The sequence below is a fragment of the Pedobacter sp. SAFR-022 genome (assembly GCF_051965375.1).
GTDB lineage: Bacteria > Bacteroidota > Bacteroidia > Sphingobacteriales > Sphingobacteriaceae > Pedobacter.
On record NZ_JBQCME010000002.1, the window covers coordinates 259,433 to 281,018 of the forward strand.

General features: G+C 43.6%; 21 protein-coding genes. 13 read left to right on the top strand and 8 right to left on the bottom strand.

Annotation, left to right across the window (positions count from 1 at the left end):
* Window positions 1–15: 15 nt before the first annotated feature.
* Window positions 16–786 (bottom strand): PASTA domain-containing protein, encoded by a 771-nt coding sequence (locus ACTHQF_RS07005; protein WP_440429284.1) that lies wholly within the window; start codon window positions 784–786, stop codon window positions 16–18.
* A gap of 98 nt (window positions 787–884) precedes the next feature.
* Here ACTHQF_RS07005 and ACTHQF_RS07010 point away from each other — a divergent pair, with 98 nt between their 5' ends.
* Window positions 885–1,871: a D-alanine--D-alanine ligase gene (locus ACTHQF_RS07010; protein ID WP_440429286.1), complete on the top strand. Its 987-nt coding sequence runs from the start codon at window positions 885–887 to the stop codon at window positions 1,869–1,871.
* 20 nt (window positions 1,872–1,891) lie between these two features.
* On the opposite strand, the gene ACTHQF_RS07015 is transcribed toward ACTHQF_RS07010, so the two are convergent.
* Together ACTHQF_RS07015 and ACTHQF_RS07020 are read right to left on the bottom strand one after the other, a co-directional pair.
* Window positions 1,892–2,683, bottom strand: coding sequence for a DUF3575 domain-containing protein (locus tag ACTHQF_RS07015; RefSeq protein WP_440429287.1), 792 nt, complete (start codon window positions 2,681–2,683; stop codon window positions 1,892–1,894).
* A 35-nt stretch (window positions 2,684–2,718) separates the two neighbouring features.
* Window positions 2,719–3,138 carry an acyl-CoA thioesterase gene (locus ACTHQF_RS07020; RefSeq protein WP_440429289.1) on the bottom strand — a complete coding sequence of 140 codons (420 nt, stop codon included), beginning with the start codon at window positions 3,136–3,138 and terminating at the stop codon, window positions 2,719–2,721.
* Window positions 3,139–3,298: 160 nt separating this feature from the next.
* Here ACTHQF_RS07020 and rpsO point away from each other — a divergent pair, with 160 nt between their 5' ends.
* The 5 genes from rpsO to ACTHQF_RS07045 all read left to right on the top strand — a co-directional run bounded on the left by rpsO (window position 3,299) and on the right by ACTHQF_RS07045 (window position 8,682).
* Entirely contained in the window at window positions 3,299–3,577 is a 279-nt protein-coding gene (gene rpsO, locus ACTHQF_RS07025; protein ID WP_440429291.1) for a 30S ribosomal protein S15, read from the top strand.
* A 117-nt stretch (window positions 3,578–3,694) separates the two neighbouring features.
* Entirely contained in the window at window positions 3,695–5,833 is a 2,139-nt protein-coding gene (gene pnp / locus ACTHQF_RS07030; protein WP_440429293.1) for a polyribonucleotide nucleotidyltransferase, read from the top strand.
* A 93-nt stretch (window positions 5,834–5,926) separates the two neighbouring features.
* Complete coding sequence (gene rpe / locus ACTHQF_RS07035) at window positions 5,927–6,598, top strand: ribulose-phosphate 3-epimerase (protein ID WP_440429295.1); 672 nt, start codon at window positions 5,927–5,929, stop codon at window positions 6,596–6,598.
* A 60-nt stretch (window positions 6,599–6,658) separates the two neighbouring features.
* A complete protein-coding gene (serC, locus tag ACTHQF_RS07040) occupies window positions 6,659–7,729 on the top strand; it encodes a 3-phosphoserine/phosphohydroxythreonine transaminase (RefSeq protein WP_440429297.1) in 1,071 nt (356 codons plus the stop codon).
* Window positions 7,730–7,731: 2 nt separating this feature from the next.
* A complete protein-coding gene (locus ACTHQF_RS07045; RefSeq protein ID WP_440429299.1) occupies window positions 7,732–8,682 on the top strand; it encodes a D-2-hydroxyacid dehydrogenase in 951 nt (316 codons plus the stop codon).
* A 72-nt stretch (window positions 8,683–8,754) separates the two neighbouring features.
* On the opposite strand, the gene ACTHQF_RS07050 is transcribed toward ACTHQF_RS07045, so the two are convergent.
* Entirely contained in the window at window positions 8,755–9,282 is a 528-nt protein-coding gene (locus ACTHQF_RS07050; protein ID WP_440429301.1) for a hypothetical protein, read from the bottom strand.
* Window positions 9,283–9,320: 38 nt separating this feature from the next.
* The gene (locus tag ACTHQF_RS07055) at window positions 9,321–10,097 is read right to left on the bottom strand and encodes an SAM hydrolase/SAM-dependent halogenase family protein (protein WP_440429303.1); all 777 of its coding nucleotides are present in this window, start codon (window positions 10,095–10,097) and stop codon (window positions 9,321–9,323) included.
* Between the two features lie 103 nt (window positions 10,098–10,200).
* On the opposite strand from ACTHQF_RS07055, the gene ACTHQF_RS07060 reads away from it, so the two are divergent.
* The 4 genes from ACTHQF_RS07060 to ACTHQF_RS07075 all read left to right on the top strand — a co-directional run bounded on the left by ACTHQF_RS07060 (window position 10,201) and on the right by ACTHQF_RS07075 (window position 13,544).
* Complete coding sequence (locus ACTHQF_RS07060) at window positions 10,201–11,166, top strand: PhoH family protein (protein WP_440429305.1); 966 nt, start codon at window positions 10,201–10,203, stop codon at window positions 11,164–11,166.
* A gap of 64 nt (window positions 11,167–11,230) precedes the next feature.
* A complete protein-coding gene (locus ACTHQF_RS07065; RefSeq protein ID WP_440429307.1) occupies window positions 11,231–12,178 on the top strand; it encodes a phosphoribosylaminoimidazolesuccinocarboxamide synthase in 948 nt (315 codons plus the stop codon).
* Between the two features lie 28 nt (window positions 12,179–12,206).
* Window positions 12,207–12,629 (top strand): STAS domain-containing protein, encoded by a 423-nt coding sequence (locus ACTHQF_RS07070; RefSeq protein WP_440429308.1) that lies wholly within the window; start codon window positions 12,207–12,209, stop codon window positions 12,627–12,629.
* 3 nt (window positions 12,630–12,632) lie between these two features.
* Window positions 12,633–13,544 carry a ribonuclease Z gene (locus tag ACTHQF_RS07075; RefSeq protein ID WP_440429309.1) on the top strand — a complete coding sequence of 304 codons (912 nt, stop codon included), beginning with the start codon at window positions 12,633–12,635 and terminating at the stop codon, window positions 13,542–13,544.
* Window positions 13,545–13,550: 6 nt separating this feature from the next.
* On the opposite strand, the gene ACTHQF_RS07080 is transcribed toward ACTHQF_RS07075, so the two are convergent.
* From ACTHQF_RS07080 to ACTHQF_RS07090, 3 genes are read right to left on the bottom strand one after another with little or no spacing between them, the layout of a single operon-like run.
* On the bottom strand, window positions 13,551–14,501 hold the full coding sequence (locus tag ACTHQF_RS07080) for an MlaD family protein (protein WP_440429310.1): 951 nt from the start codon (window positions 14,499–14,501) through the stop codon (window positions 13,551–13,553).
* A 17-nt stretch (window positions 14,502–14,518) separates the two neighbouring features.
* Entirely contained in the window at window positions 14,519–15,319 is an 801-nt protein-coding gene (locus ACTHQF_RS07085) for an N-acetylmuramoyl-L-alanine amidase family protein (RefSeq protein ID WP_440429311.1), read from the bottom strand.
* On the bottom strand, window positions 15,319–16,164 hold the full coding sequence (locus tag ACTHQF_RS07090) for an N-acetylmuramoyl-L-alanine amidase family protein (protein WP_440429312.1): 846 nt from the start codon (window positions 16,162–16,164) through the stop codon (window positions 15,319–15,321). The genes ACTHQF_RS07085 and ACTHQF_RS07090 overlap by 1 nt, the downstream gene beginning before the upstream one ends.
* A 92-nt stretch (window positions 16,165–16,256) precedes the next feature.
* On the opposite strand from ACTHQF_RS07090, the gene ACTHQF_RS07095 reads away from it, so the two are divergent.
* From ACTHQF_RS07095 to ACTHQF_RS07105, 3 genes are read left to right on the top strand one after another with little or no spacing between them, the layout of a single operon-like run.
* Window positions 16,257–18,899, top strand: a complete 2,643-nt coding sequence (locus tag ACTHQF_RS07095; RefSeq protein ID WP_440429313.1) for a putative LPS assembly protein LptD — start codon at window positions 16,257–16,259, stop codon at window positions 18,897–18,899.
* Between the two features lie 3 nt (window positions 18,900–18,902).
* Window positions 18,903–20,147, top strand: coding sequence for a competence/damage-inducible protein A (locus ACTHQF_RS07100; RefSeq protein ID WP_440429315.1), 1,245 nt, complete (start codon window positions 18,903–18,905; stop codon window positions 20,145–20,147).
* Window positions 20,148–20,207: 60 nt separating this feature from the next.
* A complete protein-coding gene (locus ACTHQF_RS07105; RefSeq protein WP_440429317.1) occupies window positions 20,208–21,530 on the top strand; it encodes a dihydrolipoamide acetyltransferase family protein in 1,323 nt (440 codons plus the stop codon).
* Window positions 21,531–21,586: the final 56 nt, after the last annotated feature.

The window sequence follows — 21,586 nt, forward strand, 5'->3', positions numbered from 1 at the left end:
AAACTGGAATGCGTTCTAAAAGGATTGGTTAGACAATACAACGTTTACCGGTGTGCCGATTTTGACTTTGGATACAGAGTCTGTAACCACAGGCGTCTGCATGATGATCACCGCATTTGCGGTGTCGGTTACGGCACCTTCATAGGTTACAGTACCGAGCGCAAGCATGGAACCTCTAAGTGCAAAACGGGCTTCGTCAATGGTTAAGCCTAACAGTGTTGGGATTTCAACTTCCTCATTTCCTCGGCCATCGCCCAATACAAGATCTATTCTGGATCCTTTTGGCAATACCTCGCCGGCTTTAATTTCCCGTCCGCCAAAAGATGCACTTAATACCACGTCGCGACTTACATCGGCTTTGTAGGTGGTGTCCCCAATTTTCAGACCATAACCTTCCAGAAGCGGTTGTACCTCGCGGATTGACTTAAATTCGATATCCGGAAACTTTACATCCGGTGCAGAGCCTTTGTTGATGGTAAGATATATGGTACGGTTATCTTTCACGAAGGTGCCTGCGTCAGGATCCTGATCTATCACGATGCCCGGTGGTTTGTCCATAATGTACACAGAGTCTACTTCATATCGTAAACCAAGGCTCTCCAATTTGGTAACTGCCTGTGTGAAAGACAATCCTTTCAGGGCGGGTACATCAAGCCCCTGACCGTGTTTAGTATAATACCTTAAACTAAAAAAAGCAATCGAGAGTAGTACGGCTACGGTCAGGATTGCTGCAAGAAGGTTATTTCGGAAGGATTTAGTTTTTAGATAGGCTATAAATTTGCTCATTTCGGTTTGTAGATGTACATGGAAACTGGTCAAAAATAGGCTAAAAAAATATTTTATAGGAATTAAAATCATTTAGGGGTACTTATTTATATTTGGCCATGAAAAAAACCATAGCATTGCTTACCGGAGGTACTACCGGGGAGTGGGTAGTGTCTGTAAAGAGTGCAGCAACGATTGCGCATCATCTGGATGCGGACAAATATGACGTCTACAAAATCATGCTTACCCAACAGGGATGGTTTTATGAACCTGCGGATTCCGTAAAGATCGAAGTTGATCGAAATGACTTTTCCATCACGATTAAAGGTCGTAAAGTGATGTTTGACGGTGTTTATATCGCTATTCATGGTTCTCCCGGGGAAGACGGTAAGCTTCAGGGATACTTTGATATGCTTGGTATTCCATATACCACCTGCGATGCCCTTACTTCTGCAATATCAATGAATAAAGGCTATACCAAAGCAATTGTGCAGAACATTGATAAACTTCATGTGGCAAAGTCTGTACAGCTGTTTGATCATACCCCATATAGCCTGGAAAACATTAAGTCTTCGTTAAAGCTTCCTTTATTTATAAAGCCGAACAATGGCGGCAGTAGTATTGGTATGAGTAAAGTGACCAATCAGTTTGATCTGAAAGGTGCGATTGAAAAAGCTTTTAAGGAAGACAAACAAGTGCTGATTGAAGAATTTATTTCCGGTCGGGAATTTTCGGTAGGGGTGGTGAAGCTTGATGGAAAGATCACTGTGCTACCCATTACAGAGGTAGAAACCGGGAAGGACTTCTTTGATTTTGAAGCTAAATACACTCCAGGCATGGCTAAAGAAACTACGCCTGCAAATCTGAATGCTGTAACGCGCGACCGGGTGGCGGAAATTGTAAAGAATGTTTATTTAGTGCTTAACTGCCGTGGAGTGGTGCGGATCGACTTTATTTTATCCGGCACGGAAGAGGCATTCTATTTTATTGAAATTAACACCATTCCAGGCCAGACCGCAACCAGTTTCATTCCACAACAGGTGGCTGCTATGGGTATGAAACTGAATGATTTCTATACCAAATTGGTTAAGGAAACCATTGGATAATATTCTATTCCGGGTTCAGCTTAAAATCTGAACCCAATGGCTAATCCGGCACGTACACCGGCCCAGCCTCCATCAAAGTCCATTTTGGCTCCGGTATCCGTTACCTCGTACGTGTAATCGGTTAAAGGAATATCCAGATCAGCCAGTTGTTCCCGTAAATCTCGCTGCTCAAAAGGGCTTAGGTTCTTGGCACCATCTATCTTGCCTTTTGAAGCGCCGAAGTTTGGTCCAAGAATCCACCAGTCTAAATAAAACTTCTTAGATAATCGCCATTGAGCGCCGATCATGATACCGGCAGTATAGGTGTTCATACTTCCGCTAAGTGGCATAACATCCTGCGCTACGACGGTACTGGTTGTGGGATCAGTGATGTCATAGATGAAAGGCATCTCTGCGGTATAATGCGAGTAGCGTAGGAAGGGAGCGAAATAGAAGCCGCTGAGTTGCTCTTTACCCAGGTAGTAACGGAACTCCGGGGTAATTGCAAAGCTACCAGTTTCCAGGTTACGCACATTCCGCCAGGTTTCATCATCATCGATAATGGACTCTAAAGTAGATTTAAATGGAAGGCTGGACTTTGGGGTTGCTCTAAAACCCAGTGCAAGCGAGCTTTTTCTGCTGATTGCCCGTTCATACTGTATGGAAAAGGTTTTCAGGAGCAAGGCTCCAGCATTCAGCTTAACCAGGTTAATCTGTTCGTAATCGTTTGTGTTTGTTGTTGCTTGTGCTGAGGTTTGCGCAAGGCTGTTTGTGGCAATGAAAGTGGACGAGACCACGGCCAGGCCCGCAAGAGATTTAATTAAATATTTCATAGGTTAGGGATTTAACAAAATCTGGGATGATTGTCTTAAATGCTGTAAGCCCGGATCATCTCTTCACTTACCTTACAGCCTCTGCCGGTATTGGTGTCGATCAAAACATAATCGAAATAACCGTCTGATGCGATCTTGCCCGTTCGTACCGCCTCAATTTCAAATTGGACCCTGCAGCCTTTTTCATTGATGGTTAAGATACCGGTTCTAATCTTCAGAACATCACCCAGCAATAATGGACGTTTAAAGTCGACCATCGCGGTTCTTACCACCCAGCCAAAGCCGCTTTTCAGGAAGTCTTCCATTGGCATCTTATAGAATTTTTCCATTTGTTCGTATCGTGCAGCAAGTACATAATCAAAATATTTGCTGTTGTGGACATGCTGAAACATGTCGATATCATCAGGCCTAACGGTGAGTTGCGTTTCAAAAATGCTGTATTGATTCTTTTCCATCTATGTTTTATATGGCTGCAAAATTAGAATTCGTATCAATATTATGCCAATAATCGATTTTATGCCTATTTATACTTAATGATGTACTTGGTAATAAATAAAACATACGTATCTTTGTGCCTAATTAATTAAAAAATAAACACTTTAGTAACATTCAAGAATGTATTTAAGTAAAGAAGTAAAAGCCGACATCTTTAAACAACACGGCGAAGTAGAAACCAACACTGGTTCTGCTGAAGGTCAAGTAGCATTATTCACTTACCGTATTGCGCATTTGACAGAACACTTAAAGAAAAATCGTAAAGATTATTCTACGCAGTTATCATTGCAAAAACTAGTAGGTAAACGCCGCGGAATTTTGGCTTATCTGTTTAAGAAAGATATTGCTCGCTATCGTGCTATTATCAAAGCTTTAGGGCTTAGAGATATCATTAAGTAAGAGTAGTCATATCAAGAAAAGCCATTCTTCAGGGATGGCTTTTTTAATTTGAAAAATAAAATACCATACATAAATCCGGTGTGACAGAAAGAGGAAACACACCACAACACTTTTTAAATGAATGTAATAACAAAATCGTTCGATCTGGGCGATGGAAGAACAATCGAAATTGAAACAGGTAAATTGGCTAAACAAGCTGATGGAGCTGTTGTTGTAAAAATGGGCGACACGATGTTGCTTGCCACTGTAGTTTCTACAGTAGGTGCGAAAGCTGGCGTCGACTTCTTACCATTATCTGTTGATTACCAAGAAAAATATGCTGCTGCTGGACGTATTCCAGGAGGATTTTTACGCCGTGAGGCAAGGTTGTCTGACTATGAGATTCTGATCTCTCGTCTGGTTGACCGTGCATTGCGCCCAATGTTCCCTGAAGATTATCACTCGGATACGCAGGTAATGATTTCATTAATCTCTGCAGATAAAAATATTACACCAGACTGCCTTGCTGGTCTAGCGGCTTCTGCTGCAATCGCAGTGTCTGATATTCCTTTTAACGGACCGATCTCTGAAGTTCGTGTGGCGAAAATCGACGGACAGCTGGTTATCAACCCTTACTTAAGTGATCTTGAACGTGCTACCATGGAATTCCTTGTTGCAGGTACTGAAAACGACATTGTAATGGTTGAAGGTGAAGCAAACGAGATCTCTGAAGCTGAAATGGTGGAAGCTATTGAATTTGCACACAAAGCTATTGTGGTTCAGGTTCAGGTTCAGAAAGAACTTACTGAAGCAGTTGGTAAAACTGTTAAACGTACCTATTCTCATGAAGAGAGCAACCCTGAACTTAGAGAGCAGGTTTATGCAGCGACTTATGATAAGGTATATGCTATTGCAAAAAGCGGAACTTCTAAACACGAACGTGGTGATAAGTTCGGTGAGATCCTTATGGACTTCATTGCTTCTTTAGGCGAAGACATCGATGATGTTACTGGCTTCCTTTCAAAGAAGTATTTTCATGATGTGCAGTATGATGCCATCCGTAACCTTGTTCTGGATGAAGGTATCCGTCTAGATGGTCGTGATGTACGTACCGTGCGTCCGATTTGGAGTGAAGTAGGTTACTTGCCTGCAGCACACGGATCAGCAGTATTCACCCGTGGTGAAACACAATCATTAACCACCGTTACTTTAGGTTCTAAGGATGATGAGCAAATGATTGATGGTGCATTTGTTAATGGTTACAACAAATTCTTATTACACTATAACTTCCCTGGTTTCTCTACTGGTGAGGTTCGCCCGAACAGAGGTGCTGGTCGTCGTGAAATTGGTCACGGTAACCTTGCTATGCGCTCTTTGAAAAAGGTATTACCTGGACTTGAAGAAAACCCATATACCATCCGTATCGTTTCAGATATTCTGGAGTCAAATGGTTCTTCATCTATGGCTACGGTTTGTGCTGGTACATTGGCACTTATGGATGCAGGTATTAAGATCAAAGCACCAGTTTCAGGTATCGCAATGGGCTTAATCACGGATGAGAAAACCGGTAAATATGCGATCCTTTCAGATATCCTTGGTGATGAAGATCACTTAGGTGATATGGACTTCAAGGTAACTGGTACTGAAAAAGGTATCGTTGCTTGCCAGATGGACTTGAAGATCAATGGTCTGAAATGGGAAGTGTTAACCAATGCCTTAAACCAGGCTAAAGAAGCACGTTTACACATCTTGAATGAGATGAAGAAAACGATTGCTGAGCCACGTGAGGATTACAAAGCACATGCGCCTCGTATCGTTTCGCTTACCATTGATAAAGAATTTATCGGTGCGGTAATCGGGCCAGGTGGTAAGATTATCCAAGAGATGCAACGTGAAACTGGCGCTTCAATTTCAATTGAAGAGGTTGGTAACAAAGGTATCGTGGAGATCTTCGCGGACAACAAAGCTGCAATTGATGCTGCTGTTGGTCGTATCAATGCGATAGCTGCTAAGCCAGAAATTGGTGCTACCTACGAAGGTAAAGTAAAATCAATCATGCCTTTCGGTGCATTCGTTGAAATTATGCCAGGTAAAGATGGTCTGTTACATATTTCTGAAATTGCTTGGGAGCGTTTAGAAACTATGGACGGCGTACTTAAAGAAGGCGATAAGGTTACTGTTAAGTTACTTGACGTTGATAAGCAAGGCAAAATGAAGCTTTCAAAGAAAGCGTTGATGCCGCGCCCACCGAAGCCAGAGGCTACGGAGAAGAAATAAGTTCTCGGAACATGTTATTCAGTTGACATACGAAACCCCGCAATTGCGGGGTTTTTTGTTATCCAAAAAGTTTATTTATTTATATTTACCACCATGAAACACCTTATAGCGCCATCTATTCTATCAGCGGATTTCGCCAATCTACAACGTGATACGGAAATGATTAATGCCAGTGAAGCCGACTGGTTTCATGTGGATGTGATGGACGGGGTGTTTGTACCTAATATATCTTTTGGCTTTCCCGTGATGGAAGCGATAAAGAAACATGCAACGAAGCCGCTCGATGTGCACTTGATGATTGTAAACCCAGATGCTTACATTGAGCGCTTTGCACAGGCAGGTGCAGAGGTCATAACCGTACATTACGAAACCTGCGTTCACCTTCACCGTACGGTGCAGGCCATTAAAGCCGCGGGCTGTAAAGCTGGGGTCGCCATCAACCCACATACCCCTGTTTCTGTACTTACAGACATCCTGGTAGATCTGGATTTGGTGCTCATCATGTCGGTTAATCCAGGTTTCGGTGGTCAACGTTTCATTCACAACACTTACCGGAAGATCAGTGCACTTAAGGCGATGGCAATGACGGTTCATCCCAATCTCATCATCGAAGTCGATGGGGGTGTAGGCCTGCAGAACATCGGTTTGCTGGTTGAAGCTGGTGCAACTGCATTTGTTGCGGGCAGTGCTGTATTCGCCGCTGAATCCCCATCTAAAATGATCTCGGACCTTAAAAACGTTTCTACAGGTACGGTAAATCTCTAATTCCCCGTTTCATAGTCTACTAAAATACTATATTTACATCCATACAAACCCTTATACATAATGAGACATAATTTTGGCGCAGGACCCTGCATCTTACCACAAGAAGTATTTAAACAGGCATCTCAAGCGGTGCTTGACTTTAAAGATGGCTTATCCATTCTGGAAATCTCCCACAGAACTTCCGAGTTCGAAGCTGTGATTGAGGAGGCCCGTCGACTGGTAAAGGAATTGTTGAATGTGCCTGAGGGATATTCGGTGTTGTTCTTACAAGGTGGTGCAAGTTTACAGTTCGCTATGGTGCCAATGAACTTGTTGCCGGAAGGGCAGACAGCCAGTTACCTGGATTCAGGTGTGTGGGCAACAAAAGCAATCAAAGAAGTTGCTGCTTTCGGAAAAGCAAATGTCGTTGCTTCATCTAAATCAGACAACTATACGTTTGTGCCGAAAGGCTTTGAAATTCCTGCAGATAGCGCATACTTCCACTGTACTTCTAACAATACCATTTATGGTACAGAGATTTTTAACTTTCCAGAAACGAATGTTCCCATTGTTTGTGATATGTCCTCTGATATTCTAAGCCGCCAGATTGATGTATCGAAATTCGGATTGATCTATGCCGGAGCGCAGAAAAACATCGGCCCTGCGGGTTTAACCGTGGTGGTGGTGAAAGATGAACTTCTCGGTAAAAGCGGACGTAAGATTCCTTCCATGTTGGATTATAAAGTGCACATAGACGGCGGATCACTTTACAATACGCCTCCGGTATTTTCAATATACGTAGCCATGTTAAACCTAAGATGGTTGAAGTCGAAAGGCGGCGTTGCAGAAATTGAAAAAGAGAATATCGCTAAAGCTCAGGCATTATATACAGAGATTGACCGCAATCCATTATTTAAAGGAACTTGCAACGTTGAAGACCGTTCCAGGATGAACGTTTGTTTTGTGATGAACAATCCAGAACTGGAAAAACCCTTCTTAAAGTTTGTGGAAGAGAACGGTGTTGAAGGTCTGAAAGGACACCGCAGTGTTGGTGGATTCCGTGCTTCGATATACAATGCCCTGCCAATCACTAGTGTACACCATTTAATAGATTTAATGCAAACTTTTGCAGAAAAACACCCAAATCAATAATAATGATCAGAATACTTGCTAATGATGGGATTGATCCCACCGGTAAAGCTTTACTGGAACAAGCCGGATACGTTGTGGATACAGAAACTGTTCCTCAGGATAAATTAATAGAAGCACTTCAGAATTATGATGCCATCACCGTGAGAAGTGCTACCAAGGTTAGAAAAGATGTTATTGATGCATGTCCAAACCTGAAGCTAATTGGCAGGGGTGGTGTGGGCATGGACAATATTGATGTTGAATATGCACGTAGCAAAGGTGTTGCTGTAGTAAATACACCTGCGGCCTCTTCGTTATCAGTGGCAGAGTTGGTATTTGCTCATCTGTTTACTGGTGTTAGATTCCTGCAAGATGCCAACCGCAAGATGCCAGTAGAGGGTGCAAGTACATTTAACAAGCTAAAGAAGGCTTATGCGCCTGGTATAGAGCTGAAGGGCAAAACCTTAGGTGTGATTGGATTTGGTAGAATTGGCCGTGAGGCTGCTACAATAGCGTTGCGCCTAGGTATGAAGGTACTTGCTTATGACCTGCATCCATTTGCAGTTACCATAAAGCTGGATTTTCAAGGTGGTGTTGAGGTTGATATCCCAGTGGACACGGTTTCATTCGAAGATGTGATTCAGCATAGCGATTTTATCACGCTGCATACACCTTTCGCCGACAAACCAATTTTAGGTGAAGCAGAGTTTGCAAAAATGAAGCATGGCGTGGGGGTTGTAAACTGCTCCAGAGGTGGTACAATCGACGAAGCAGCCTTAATGGCTGCACTTGATTCTGGCCAGGTAGGGTTTGCAGGATTGGATGTATTTGACAATGAACCAACACCACAAACTGCAATCTTACAGCATCCAAAGATTTCACTTACACCACATATTGGTGCTTCGACCAATGAAGCGCAAGAGCGGATTGGAACGGAGCTTGCAAATCTAATTATAGGGCATTTCAGTAAGTAGGCTCAATTCATGGCTGCAATCTTCAGCAGAACATTCAGCTATGACTTACAAAAGATAAAAAATAAGGAACGTTTAGGCGTTCCTTATTTTTTTGATCAATGCTACTTTTGTGTAGATAATATAGCCAGCGGCTACGAGTAGTGCTGCCATCAACAGAATCACATAGAAGGATGCATTTCCAGATTCCTTCTCCTGTTCACTAAGTTGCTTCCTGAGTATTTCATTTTGATCCTGCAGCTTTTTAATCGCTGCCATGTAGGCGCTGATCCTTTCATTACTAGCCTTTGCATTGCTTTGTACCTGCTGTACTTGCAGGTCCTTATACTCCAGTAACACCTTAAGTTCTTTGAAGATATTATTGTCATTCAGTACAATTTGCCGTAGAATTTCGTTGGAATTTTTAATGTCTTTTTTAGTCTGGAAGCCAAAAATACCAGTACGCTGATTCAGACTTTGATCGTATTGGCCGAATCTCGCGCTGCGTTCTTTTAATAGTTCATTGATCTTAAAGCGCTGCGTTTGATAGGAGTTGGTATCTACTTGTGCTTGAGCGAAAAATGTGAAGCAAAGCAGGCATACAAATAGCAAATGTTTAATCATACCTGTGGGATATCAAACTTTATGCCTTAGGATAAAAGCTAATGAAATTCAACTCTGACAATGTCATTCAGGTGCAAACCAAGCAGTCCGCTTGCTTTTCCTTTATTAATTGCAATTTCCAGATGATTACTGATGCCAAAAAGGCATAGTTTCTCACCTTCCGGCACCTCATTATAATGCCAGCTAAGTTGCGTGATCGTCTCACTTTTCCGGAAGTATAAGGTAAAGTCACGATTTCGCTGTACCCTGGTGAATAGGTCCTTGGTAATATTGGTAATTACATTGCAAAAAGTATCTATATAAATTACACTTCCGCGGATAATGTCTTTTTCTATTACCGGATGTAAAAGCATGCGTTCCTCGATGCTATCTGCCGGTACGCCAATGTCTCTCATGCGTCCTCCTTTAGCCAGATGTATGGCGGCCTTCACAAAGATGTCAACCAGGGGGAAGTGCAGATATTTAAGATCCTGCATGATGTTTAACTCTACGACTTCATCAGGTTCCTGGTCAAAAAGCAGCGAAAAAATACCATTATCTGCACCTACAAAATAGTGGTCCTGATGCTTCAATGCTACGTATTTCGAACCTTCATTAAACACGGAATCTATCCCTATTAAATGGACTGTTCCTTTGGGGAAATAAGGATAAACATTCTTTAAAACAAAGGCTGCATAAGAGATGTTGAAGGAAGGTACTTCATGGGTCACATCAACAATATTGGCTGTAGGCATGATGCTCAGGATACTGCCTTTAAGGGCGGCCTGGTAGAAATCTTTGGAACCTAGATCCGTTGTTAAAGTGATAATGGCCATTAAAATTTGAATATTTATGCTTAATCTTGCCTATGTGGTAAAAAGCCTACAAATATTCAATTTTTAAATCAAAGTATAGACGTCTATCTTAAAAAACAATATTTTGAACGAAAAAAAACTGACATTAGAATCTGTAGATCCCGCACAATTTTGGGGTACCAATAACGAACATTACGAACTCATTAAGCTCGCTTTTCCGAAGCTTAAAATCGTGGCCAGAGGTACTGATATAAAGGTCCTTGGTGATGAACGTGAACTCCAGAATTTCGAGAATAAATTCAACGCGCTTGTTGCGCATCTTGACCGTTTTCGGTCGCTGACACCCTCCGACGTAGAGTCTATTTTACTGATCACCAAACCTGCTGAAAGTGACAATGCTCCGGCAGCCGACAGACCTGCTTCAGGTACTGGCGAGGTGATCGTATTTGGGAATAGTGGCCTCATGATCAAGGCCCGTACGGCCAACCAGCGAAAGATGGTCGACAGCATCGTTAAGAATGATGTGCTATTTGCCATTGGACCTGCGGGTACTGGTAAAACCTATACCGCAGTGGCACTCGCCGTACGTGCATTGAAAAATAAAGAGGTGAAGCGGATCATCCTAACACGCCCGGCAGTAGAAGCAGGGGAGAGCCTTGGCTTCCTTCCTGGGGATCTGAAGGAAAAGGTAGATCCATATCTACGACCTTTATATGACGCCTTAGACGACATGATCCCTGCAGATAAGCTCAGAATGTACCTGGAGAACCGGACCATCGAAATTGCTCCTTTGGCATTCATGCGTGGTAGAACATTGGATAACTGCTTCGTGATCCTTGATGAAGCCCAGAACTCCACCGATCTTCAGCTGAAGATGTTCCTGACCAGGATGGGCCCAACGGCGAAATTCATTGTTACTGGTGACGTTACGCAGATCGATTTACCAAAGAAGCAAATGTCGGGTCTGCACAACGCACTAAGAATTCTCGGAGATATTCCAGGTATTGATATCATTTATCTAACCGGGGAAGATGTGGTAAGGCATAAACTTGTAAAACGAATACTAAAAGCTTACGGCGATATTCAATAACCGGGAGCTTCATTAATTACAGCCCCAAAAAGGCATCAAAATATAACACGCGAATACCAACAGAATGAAGGCAATTAAAGAAACCAACTTCCAGTTTCCAGGACAAACAAATTTTTACAAGGGTAAAGTCAGAGATGTTTACACCATTTCGAACCAGTTTATGGCGATGGTGGTTACCGACCGTATCTCCGCCTTCGATGTCGTGCTCCCTGAAGCAATTCCTTACAAGGGGCAGGTTCTGAATCAGATTGCAGCCAAGTTTCTTGAAGCCACTAAAGATATTGTGCCGAACTGGGTTTTGGCTGTGCCGGATGAAATGGTAACGATTGGCCGCATCTGTGAACCTTTTAAAGTTGAAATGGTGATCAGAGGCTACCTTGCAGGTCATGCCTGGCGTGAGTATACCGCCGGTAAACGCAGCGTTTGTGGCGTGTCTTTACCAGAGGGATTGAAGGAAAACGATAAACTTCCTGAGCCAATCATTACGCCGACCACGAAAGCTGCCGTGGGGCACGATGAAGACATTTCCCGCGAAGATATTCTTGCGCAGGGCATTGTCTCAATTAAGGACTATGAACAGCTGGAAGCTTACACTCGTGCGCTCTACCAACGTGGAACCGAGATCGCAGCTTCACGTGGACTTATCCTGGTGGATACAAAATACGAGTTCGGTAAAGTGGGTGACCAAATCTATCTGATTGATGAAATCCATACCCCGGATTCCTCCCGCTACTTTTATGCTGAAGGATATCAGGAAAGGCAAGACAATGGAACTGCACAAAAGCAGCTTTCTAAAGAATTTGTCAGAAAGTGGTTGATTGAAAATGATTTTCAGGGGAAAGTAGGGCAAGTTGTACCTGTAATGACACCAGAGATCATTGAGTCCATATCCGAACGTTACATTGAATTATACGAACAAATAACCGGTGATCAATTTGTGAAGAATGAAGCCGAAGACATTTACACCCGAATAAAATCTAATATTCAGGAATGTCTGAGGTCTCTTTCCTAAACACAAACGCACCTAAATACAAAAACGAATGGCATTAATTGTTGATAAACACGAAAAGTACGTTGTTGTTAAGCTGAATGAGGAAACTTTTACCAACGACAATGCACCACTATTGAAATCTGAATTTATCCTGTTGAACTCTCAGGGATATCGTAACATCATCATGGATCTTTCTATGGTAAAGGATTGTGAGGATAGCCAGGACCTAAGCTGCCTGCTGGTTGGCGACCGCTTGTGCAAGAAGTCAAATGGACACTTCCTGATCACAGGTGTGAACGATTCGCTCGAGAAGATCATCGAAATCTCCGGTCTTGACGAATCCTTAAACTTTGTTGCAAAGCTGCGTGAAGCAGAGGACCTGATCTTCATGGAAGAAGTTGAAAAAGACCTTCTAGGTGGCGGAGCTGGTGACGAAGACGACGAAGATGATTTAGACGAAGAAGTGAAATAACAAATGAAATTTGAGGTAACCATTTTAGGCAGTAGTTCTGCAACGCCGGTCTATAATAGAAACCCTACGGCGCAACTGCTCAATTGTAATGAAAAGTTCTACTTAATCGACTGCGGTGAAGGTACCCAACAGCAGCTAATTAAATATGGCATAAGATCCAGTAAGATTGACCACGTATTCATCAGTCACTTACATGGAGATCATTACTTTGGACTAATTGGATTGCTATCAAGCATGCACCTCAATGGCCGGACCAAACCGATGAAGATCTTTGGTCCGGAACCCTTACTTGAAATATTAAACCTTCAGTTTAAACATTCCGACACAAGCCTTAAATTTCCAATCGAGTTTACCGCGGTACAGGCAGATAAACCTACCTGTATTTATGAGAACCAAGACCTGAGCGTCGAGACCATCATTTTAAACCACCGCATCCCCTGTACGGGTTTTAAGTTCAGAGAGAAGAAACGCCTTCGAAAACTGCTGGTCGAAAAACTTGAGGCAGATCAGGTGCCGATAGAATATTATCCCTTGTTAAAGCGTGGGGTAGATCTGGATCTTCCGAATGGCTCAACCATTCTGAACATCGACTATACCGTTGATTCCAACGAACCAAAAACCTATTGCTACTGTTCGGATACACTTGCCGATGGCACTTACCTGGATAGCATCAAGAACAGTACAGTGCTTTATCATGAAGCAACGTTTTTACATGAACTATTGGACCGGGCAATTTTTACGCACCATACCACTGCTTTGCAGGCCGCTGAGATTGCGCAGCAAACCGGTGCAAGTAAACTTCTGATCGGACATTTCTCGTCCCGTTATAAAACACTGCAGCCGCTCCTTGATGAAGCGGCTGCAGTATTTCCGAATACCGAACTGGCACTCGAAGGTGTAACCTATCTGATTTAATAATCTTTATTTATCTTTCTTTCCGCCTCCGAATACCGAGAAGTGTACGTAGCGTTTAGGATTTTCTCTCAGGTCAATAAGGAGATTATCCAAACTTTTTGAGGCATTATTCAGGTTATCATACATCTGCCTGTCGTTCACCAGTAAACCTAAACTTCCCTGTCCCTGGTTAATTTTGCCCACGACACCCTGCAACTCGGCAACCGCCTGATTAGCGTTGTCGATCGTCTGCTTAAAGTTAGCGGCAGCAACCTGATCGGTTACGGTATTCAAGTTGTTCAGAATTGAATTGATCTTCTCGTTATTGTTTTTCAGGTTATTTGAAATCGATACCGCATTATTCATGATCGCTTCAACTTTAGAACTTTCGGTACCAACCATACGATCAACCTTTTTTGAAGTTGCTTCCAAGGATGCAAGCGTAGAAGCAATGCTGTTAAAGCTTTTGTCAACATTCTTCTGAAAGTTTGGATTCATGATGGAATTGATAGAGGTCAGGATGGAATCTAACTTTCCAACCATCACTTCTGCCTTTTTCTGCACCGGCTCAACAGCCTCCATCAGGTTCTTCTCGACATTGGCATTCAAGGTATCGCCTTCCTGTGCGAACACGGTGCCGGTACCAAGTCCCATAACGATCGCTTTACTACCTAAAAGGTCAGTGCTCTCCAGGCGTGCAATGCTGTTTTTAGGAATGTCGTACTTGCCATTGATCTTCAGTGTTGCAACGATTGAACCGTCGGGCTGTAGTTGTAATTTGTCTACGCGACCAATTTGAAATCCATTAATCAGCACTGGCTTGGATACTCCTAAACCGTCAACCCTTGGGTATTTGGCATATAGTACCGTCTCGTTTGAAAAAATGGAATTGCCTTTTAGAAAGTTATACCCGATGATTAATAAGGCTATGGCAAAGGCAGCTAGTATGCCCACTTTGGTTTCGTTTGCTATTTTCACTCGATCCTGGTTTTTATTTATTCGTTTTGTTGTTTGTATTTTTTCACTGCGTTAAAGATGGCATCGACAATCTCATTCTGGCCCTTTTCCGAATTCATATATTTCTCCTCCGCAGGATTGCTGATGAAGCCAATTTCCGTGAGTACAGCCGGCATTCCCGCGCGCTGTAGGATCAATAAACCCTGCTCTTTAACGCCCCTGTTTATCCTGTCGTTCTTTTCATAATTCGACTGGATCAACTTCGCAATTTCAGTGCTCTTAGCCCTGAAGTTATTTCTAAACAAAGAAAGTATTATAAAAGTTTCAGGATCGTTTGGATCATACCCGTCGTATTTTTCCTTATAGTTCTTTTCAAGCTTAATATCCGCATTCTCCCGAATGGCTACATTCTGCTCATCTATGCGGTGTAAACCCGCCACGAAGGTCTCCGTTCCATAGGTTGATCTGGCTCTTGAACTCGCTACGGAGTTACAGTGGATCGATATGAAGAGGTCTGCCTTCGCATTATTGGCAATTGCTGCCCGCTTAAGGAAATCTACATCCACGTCAGTTTTTCTGGTGAATAACACCTTCATCTCAGGCATATCTTCCTCAAATCTTTTTCCCAGTTTTAGCGCTACTTCCAGGGCTACGTTTTTCTCCGTCGAGAAAGAGCCCCTGGCGCCAGGTTTGTTACCGCCATGGCCCGGATCTATTACAATTGTTTTTACCCGGTAGTTCTCACCTTGTGCCTTTACTGCTAAACTACTACCAGCCAATAATGTGCAAACAAAAAATCTAAAGTATTTCCGCATTTCCTTCCTACAAATTCCGCTCATTAATTATGTTCTACCGTTTTTCTATATGTTGAAATTGCATTGAATAGTCCTCTGGTGATCTCCGCCTGACCAAGTTCGGAGTTCATATATTCTTCTTCTTCGGGATTGGAGATAAAGCCGATCTCCGTCAAAATCGCCGGCATACCCGCTCTGGCCAACACAGCGAGACTTTTCTCCTGTACGCCGCGGTCTATGCGACCAGCCTTAACATATTCATTCTGCACCATCTTGGCGAAGTTTAAACTAGCCTCGCGGAAGTTATTCTTCATCAACGAAAGTATGATATAATTCTCAGGATTGTTCGGATCAAAGCCCTGATAATTTTCCTGATAGTTCTCTTCGAGTAGAATGGCTGCGTTCTCCCTTTTTATCACCTCATCCTGCTCATTCATCCGGCCCATACCAGAAACAAAGGTTTCCGTTCCGCGGGTGGAAGTGCTCTTTCTATAAACTGTCTTCCTGATCGGTACCCGTTTTCCGCTTTTTAGCTTGCGGTAACCTGTTGTTACGGTACTCCGGCGAAGGGGCATATCGTTGCAGTGGATGGAGATAAAAAGATCCGCCTTAGACTCGTTGGCAACGCCGATGCGGTCGTATAATGGCACAAAGACATCTGAAGTACGGGTATAAACCACCCGGACATCAGGCATTTCGGCTTCGATGAGCTTTCCTAGGTTTAGAGCGGTTTTTAAAGCAACTTCTTTTTCAGTAGAAAAGGCACCTCTGGTGGCGCCGTCTTTGCCACCGTGACCCGCATCAATGACGATGGTTTTTATTTTGTATCCCTGGCTAAAGGCTTGATTATCAAAGGAGATGATGGTTAGCAAAGAAATAAATACCATCATTATAGCATTTGGACTTATCAATGGTATATTTTTGATTAATTTTGGACGTTTTGGATTATACATTAATGCAAAAATAACATTCACACACGAATTTGAAACTTTTACGGTCAATCATTTTAGTTACCTCATTCATTTTATTAGCTGTAACAGGTAATAAGTCCTATGGCTTTGCGGGCCTGGCGATGATCCAGGTTATACCACAGCAAGATACCCTGAACCAAGATACGGCTAAGCGCCAGACGCCTCCTGCAGGAGGTTTAAGTGATAGGGTAGAAACCTATGCACGCGACTCTACAAAATACAGCAAAGACCGAAGCATCATGTATTTGTATGGAAATGCACGCGTCGTTTACCAAAGCTTTGAGCTTGATGCAGAGTACATTCGATACGATTCCAAAAACAACACCATCTTCGCCAGCGGTTTGAAGGACGAGAAAGGACGTTACTACGGTAAACCAATCTTCAAGATGGAACAGGAAGGCTCATCCGTTGCTGACTCATTGCTTTACAATACCAAATCAGGAAAGGGTACCGTGTACAACACCTTCACCGAACAGGAGGGTGGTTTCTTTTCCGGAGGCCAGAGTAAGAAACAACCCGATGATGAGATCCATGTAAAGGGGATGACCTATAGTACCTGTAACCTGCCACATCCACACTTCGGTATTTATATCACCAAAGGGATCGTTGCAGAACATCAGATCATTACCGGACCTGCTTACCTTAAAATTGAAGATATCCCGATTCCCATAGGTCTTCCCTTTGCATTCTTTCCTAAGCCCAATAAAAAGTCCTCCGGAATCATTCTGCCGAGTGTTGGTGAAGATGCTACACGAGGATTCTTCCTTCGCGATGCCGGTTATTACCTAGGTTTCAATGATTACCTCGATGCCCGCATTATGGGGACCATTTTTACCCGGGGATCCTATGAAGCCAACATCAACTCCAATTACCTGAAGCGGTATAAATACAACGGTAACGTCAATATATCGTATGCAAGCACCAGAAACGGACTTGAAGGTACACCGGAGTACGAACCGCAGAAAAACTTCCATATCAACTGGACCCATAGCCAGAATGCGAATGCAAATCCCGGAACCGTTTTTAGTGCTTATGTGAATGCAGGAACATCTTCTTATAACCGGGCTACGGCTGCTGGAAATACCTATGACGTTCGTGCCATATCGCAAAATACCCTCGCTTCCAGTGTGAGCTACGGAAAAACCATGGGCATCTTCAATCTTACGGCGGCATTAGGGCACAGCCAGGAGATCCAGAGTAAAACCATAAGCTTAACCTTGCCGCAGGTAAACCTAAGTATGAATACCATCAATCCTTTTGATTCCAAGAATAGGGTTGGGGAACAAAAGTGGTATCAGAAGTTAACGCTCGGTTATTCCTTGCAGGCCAATAATACGGTAAGTACAACTGAAGACAAGCTTTTTGATAAAGACGGGTTTAAAAGGTTCCAGAATGGTTTTAACCACAACATTCCAATCAGTTTACCATTCAACGTTGCAAACTATTTCAATTTCAACGTGAATGCGCAGTACAATGAGCAATGGCACTTTCAGTCTGTGCAACAGAAGATGTTGAGACTGGTGAACCGCCCTGACTCATTAACTTACGATACCATACAAGGATTCAAACGTTCCGGGGAATACAACATCGGTATCGGTATGTCTACCAAGATCTACAACCAGGCACAGTTTGGTAGTTCAAGTAAAATCAGTGCCATCAGACATGTCATGACGCCAAACTTTAACCTGAGCTATAAACCGGATTTTTCCGATCCTAGAAAAGGGTATTACAACGAACTTCGCTATCAGGATGGCAGTCCGGTACTTGATCCTTCTTATCCGGGAAGAAATCGCAGGTATTCCATCTTTGAAAGAACCCTTTACACCGGACCTTCGCAAGGGGAGCAGGCATTACTGAGCTTTGGATTAGACAACACCGTTGAAGCGAAAGTAAGGTCAGACAAAGACACCACTGGTACAGGCTTCAGGAAGATCCCAGTAATCCAGGGTTTGAACTTCTCGGGATCTTACAACTTCCTGGCACCGGCTTTCAAGCTTTCCACCATCTCTTTCAGTGGCCGTTCTCAGTTTACAGATAAACTGGGGATCAACTATAATGGTATCCTGAACCCTTATCAGGTAGGCGACACCATAATCAACAGCCGGATCACGAAAAGGTTGGTCGACCAGTACACCATTCCACGTTTAACCAGCTTTGGTTTTTCATTCGATTACAGTCTGAATCCTGAATCTTTCAAACGGAGAAACGAAAACATCGACCGGGTGAATGAAGAAACCGTTAAAACGGGCCGCACACCTGAGCAGGATGCACAACTTCGGGCCATCAGTAGAGATCCTAACGCCTTTGTAGACTTCAATATTCCATGGAACTTTGCCTTTGCCTACAGTTTCCAATATTCTACCAGTCCGGAGGGCACAAACTCCAGAATCACCAATGCATTAACTTTCAATGGCGATTTCAACTTAACCGAAAAACTGAAAGTACAGTTTAACTCTGGTTACGATTTCGAACGAAAGGACATTTCATTAACCAACATCGCGATCTATCGTGATCTACATTGCTGGGACATGAGTATCAACTGGGTACCTTTCGGTTATTACAAGAGCTATTCTATTACCATCAAAGTTAAAGCATCAATTCTTCAGGACCTTAAGTTAAGCAAACAACAAGGTTACTACTCGCGTTATGACTAACATATGCTAGCAGAAATTATTACCATCGGAGATGAAATTCTCATAGGGCAAATCGTTGATACGAACTCTGCCTGGATGGCTCAAACGTTAAACAACATTGGCATCCGGGTAAAACAGATTAGCTCGGTATCGGATGATGAACAGCACATCCTTGATGCGCTGAAACTTGCCGAAAGCCGCGCCGAGGTGATCCTGATCACCGGCGGACTTGGACCCACAAAAGATGATATCACGAAGCGCACCCTGGCCAAGTACTTTAACATGGGCTTTCGTCGGGATGAAGAAACGTTAGAACAAGTGTCAGCCATCTTCCAAAGAGCCAACCGGCCGATGATTGAGCTCAATCGCATGCAGGCAGATGTTCCTGATGGCTGTGTGGTGGTGCCCAACAGGAACGGTACGGCTCCCGGCATGTGGTTCAATGAACATGGAAAGATCTTCGTTTCCATGCCAGGCGTACCCTATGAGATGATGTACATGATGGAAGAAGAAGTGTTGCCACGTTTGAAGGCAGCACTGAACCTTCCATTCATCTACCACAAGACCATACTGACCGCTGGCATCGGTGAGTCTTTCCTAGCCTTGCGGATTGCGGAGATCGAAGCAGCACTACCCGAATATATTAAGCTTGCATACCTGCCTAAACTGGGCCAAGTGCGGCTACGTTTAAGCGGAAGTTCGAGAGATGAAGCACAGCTGCATACCGACATTGATCGGTACTCCAGAATGATTGCAGATGAGGTCCGCGAATTTGTAGTGGTTGAAGATGATATCCCCTTAGAAAAAGCAGTATCGGATATCATGAAATCCAGGAACCTCAGCCTATCTACTGCAGAAAGCTGCACTGGCGGCTACATTGCACACCTTTTAACCAAACACCCGGGAAGTTCGGCAGTATTCAGCGGCGGTGCCGTCACGTATGCTAACGACCTGAAGATGGCTGTACTTGGTGTACAGGCTTCAACCCTCATGGAATTTGGTGCGGTAAGCGAACAAACCGTAAAAGAGATGGCCTCGGGTGCCTTGCAAAATTTTAAAACAGACTATGCAATATCCGTTAGCGGTATTGCTGGTCCCGATGGTGGCACGCCAGACAAACCCGTTGGCACCGTGTGGATTGCAGTAGCAAGCAGGCATGGTGTGGAAGCCAGGAAATTCAATTTCGGCAATAAACGCACACAGAATATTGAACGTGCTGCTGCCTCTGCATTAACCTTGCTTTTAAGCCGCCTTAAACTAGATCAATAATAAGTTCCCGAAAACACTTACTTTTGCTGGGAAAACCAAATAATAATTTACCGAATTAAAATGGCTCAATACGAATTACTGTTACCCAAAATGGGGGAGAGCGTTGCAGAAGCAACCATTATCAAATGGACCAAACAACCTGGTGAGCGCATTGAACTGGATGATACCATACTCGAGATTGCTACCGATAAAGTCGATTCTGAAGTTCCTGCGCCAGTTGCCGGAACCCTTGTCAAGCAGCTCTATAAAGAAGACGAAATTGTACAAGTAGGTGCAGTAATCGCGATCATTGAAACGGCAGAGGGCGAAGCCACAACTCCGCCAGCTGTAGCTACAGAAGAGGTCAGCGAACTTCCGGAAGTTCCACTTCCTGCAGCCCTGACACAAGAGGCGCCAGCTCAACAAGCAACAATGACCGAAAGCAGTACCAGCGGAGATCGTTTTTATTCGCCCTTGGTCAGGAACATTGCTGCGCAGGAAAATATATCCAATGAAGAGCTTGATCAGATTGAGGGCTCAGGCGCCGAAGGCCGCCTGACCAAAGACGATCTATTGAAATATATCGCAGCGCGGGACAACAGTAGTACACCAAGCCCGGCAGCACCTGCTTCACAACAAATACCATCAACACCAGCAGCTGTAGCTAAGCCAGCAGCAGCAGTTAGCGTAAGTGGCGGTGATGAGATTGTCGAAATGGATCGCATGCGTAAACTGATCGCCGATCACATGGTGATGAGTGTACAGACTTCTCCGCATGTAACTTCATTCGTAGAAGCTGACGTAACCAATATGGTGCTCTGGCGAGACCGTGTAAAGAAGAATTTCGAAAAGCGTGAAAACGAGAAGATCACCTTTACTCCAATCTTTGTAGAAGCCGTTACGAAAGCCATAAAAGATTACCCGATGATCAATGTATCTGTAAACGGTACCCAGATCATCAAAAAGAAAGACATTAATATTGGAATGGCCGCGGCTTTACCAAGCGGAAATCTTATTGTCCCTGTGATCAAAAAGGCCGATCAGCTAAACCTGGTGGGACTAACCAAATCAGTGAACGATCTGGCAAGCCGTGCAAGGAACTCCAAACTAAAGCCAGATGAAACCCAGGGTGGTACTTTTACCATTACGAATGTGGGATCTTTCGGTAACATCATGGGTACGCCGATCATCAATCAGCCGCAAGTGGCTATCCTGGCTGTGGGCGTGATCAAAAAGAAACCTGCAGTGCTCGAGACGGAGTTTGGTGATGTAATCGCCATCCGACATATGATGTATTTGTCCTTGTCTTACGACCATAGGGTAGTAGACGGGGGGCTAGGTGGCTCTTTCGTGAAGCGAGTTGCCGAGTACCTTGAAAACTGGGACATCAATCGCGAAATCTAAAATATCTTGTAAACAAAAAGGGCCGGTAAAACCGGCCTTTTTCATTAAACAAACAA